The following is a 2,476-nucleotide window of genomic DNA, read 5'->3' on the forward strand; positions in this document are numbered from 1 at the left end:
CCCGGTCGAGACCCGCCGCCGGGTGATCGGCCGCGCCGGCGGCCTGCTGGAGCACCGCGCGACGAGCTCGTCGACCTGGCCGTCGCCGACACCGGCGCCCGCCGGGCCGTCGCCGAGCAGACCCAGGTCGACGCGGCGCTGGCCCGGCTCCGGCACTGGTCCGCCCTGCCCGCCGACCTGCTCACCGTCCCGGCGGAGCCCGTCGCGGCGGGCCTCGCGGGAACGGTCACGCGCACGCCCGTCGGCACGGTCGGCTGCATCAGCCCCTACAACTTCCCGCTGCTCGCGATGGTCGCGAAGGTCGCCCCCGCCCTGTTCGCCGGCAACACCGTGGTGATGAAGCCCGCCCCGCAGGACCCGCTGCTCGTCGTCGCGCTCGCCGAGGCGTTCAACGAGGCCCTGCGGGCGGAAGGCGCACCGGCGGGCGCGGTCAACCTGGTGACGGGCGCGGGCGCCGAGCCCGGTGCCGCGCTGGTCGACCACCCCGAGGTCGGCGCGATCAGCTTCACCGGCAGCACGGTGGTCGGCACCGAGATCTACCGGTCGGCGGCGCCCGGCATGAAGCGGCTCCTCCTCGAACTCGGCGGCAAGGGCGCGCTCGTCGTGCGGGCCGACGCGGACCTCGACGCCGTCGTCGCCGGGGCGACGCGGGCGTGGACCGTCCACTCCGGGCAGATCTGCGTGACGCCCTCCCGCGTCATCGCCGACGCCTCGGTGCACGACGAGCTCGTCCGGCGGCTGCGCGCCGCGCTGGACGGCCTCGTGCACGGCGACCCGCGGGACCCCGCGACGACCACCGTCCCGCTGATCAGCGAGGCCCAGCGCGACCGCGTCGCGCGCTGGTGGCCACCGCCCGCGCCGAAGGCGGGACGGTGCACGCCGCGTCGAACGTCCCGGATCGCGGCTACTTCCACCCCGCCGTCCTCGTCACGAACGTCGGGCCGGAGACGACGGTCATGCAGGAGGAAGCGTTCGGGCCGGTCGTCTGCGTCACCCCGGCGTCCTCGGACGACGAAGCGGTCGCCATCGCCAACTCGACCCGCTACGGGCTGACCGACCAGGTCTACTCGCGCGACCTCGACGCGGCGCACCGCGTGGCCGCCAGGCTGGCCGCCGCCCAGGTCGGCATCAACACCTGCGCCCGGCGCGGAGACCTCCCTTTCGGCGGCACCAAGGCCAGCGGCATCGGCCGCAGCGGCGGCGCCCACGCACTCGACTCCTACACCGAACTCCGCGCGACGGTGCGTCCGGCCGACTGACGGCGTCGCGCTTCGAAGCAGGCGGCTTCGCCCGTGGCGGAGCCTCTACAATGCCGACGTGACCGGATACGGCGATCTTGAAGCGTTCGAGGGCCTGGACACCTCCACACTGCCCGCACGTCAGCAGCGGATCCTGGTCACGATCCGGGACTGGGCGGTCAGGTACGGGTACCCCCCGAGCACGCGCCAGATCGGCGACGCCGTCGGCCTGCGGTCCGCCTCGTCGGTCTCGCGGCATCTGGCGAGCCTGGAGGAGAAGGGCTTCCTGCGGCGCGGCGCGTCGATGTCCCGGCCGATCGACGTGCGGGCGTCCTGCACGAAGGCCCGGGGCGCGAGCCCGATGAGGCGGTGAGCGTCCCCATGATCGGCCACATCGCCGCCGGCACGCCCATCACGGCCGAGGAGCACGTCGACGACACGCTGTCGCTGCCCCGGGAGCTCACCGGGCGCGGCACCGTGTTCGGCCTGCGCGTGCGCGGCGACTCGATGGTCGACGCCGCGATCTGCGACGGCGACATCGTCGTGGTCCGGCAGCAGCCCGAAGCCCATTCGGGCCAGATCGTCGCCGCGATGCTCGACGGCGAGGCCACCGTCAAGGTGTACCGGCGCCGCGACGGGCACGTCCTCCTCGAACCGCGCAACCCCGGCTACGACGCCATCGACGGAGACGACGCCGTCGTCCTGGGCATCGTCGTGTCGGTGCTGCGCAGCATCTGAGGCGCGCGACCTCGAGATCGGGGCCGTTCGCCGTGGGTCAGTCGCGCCCGTCGGCGACTCCAAGCTGATCTCCTCCAGGAATCCCGGCGTCCCCTGGGAGCCGACGAGGGCTGCTGGCCGCGCTGTTCTCGGTCGCGCTGATCTCCGGAACGGTGCAGTTCGCCGCCCGCGCCCAGAACGCGGTCTCCGGCAGCGGCGCCGGCGAGTACTCCCGGACCGACGTGCTGGTGCAGGGCGGGTCGGTCGATACCGGCGACCCGCAGGCGGTCCCCGACGGCTCCGTCCCCATCGACCGGGTCGCCGCGCATCCCTCGGTCGCGGCGGTCGCCGGAGACGCCGTCGTCAGAGTCATCGCCGCCGGACGCGACGGGCGCGCGATCCCCCGCCCGCCGGACGCGCACGCTGCTCGGGGGGTCGCCGCCCCCGGCTTGAGCCCCTACCGGACCGAGTCCGGGTCGGCCGGGTCCACCGCCGGTTACCCTGTCGGCGTTCCCGACGTC

Annotated in this window: 1 protein-coding gene and 2 pseudogenes; all 3 read left to right on the forward strand. The window is 74.7% G+C overall.

Annotated elements, in window-relative coordinates; translation table 11 throughout:
- The first annotated feature begins 75 nt into the window (after nt 1–75).
- Nucleotides 76–1,259 (forward strand): annotated as a pseudogene (locus BJF79_RS37270) (aldehyde dehydrogenase family protein).
- Between the two features lie 58 nt (nt 1,260–1,317).
- Nucleotides 1,318–1,976 (forward strand): annotated as a pseudogene (gene lexA / locus BJF79_RS67755) (transcriptional repressor LexA).
- A gap of 152 nt (nt 1,977–2,128) precedes the next feature.
- Nucleotides 2,129–2,476, forward strand: a 348-nt coding sequence (locus BJF79_RS37285) for a hypothetical protein (protein ID WP_262403143.1), incomplete at its 3' end; no start/stop codon positions are given.

The sequence above is a fragment of the Actinomadura sp. CNU-125 genome (assembly GCF_001942465.1).
Classification (GTDB): Bacteria; Actinomycetota; Actinomycetes; order Streptosporangiales; family Streptosporangiaceae; genus Spirillospora.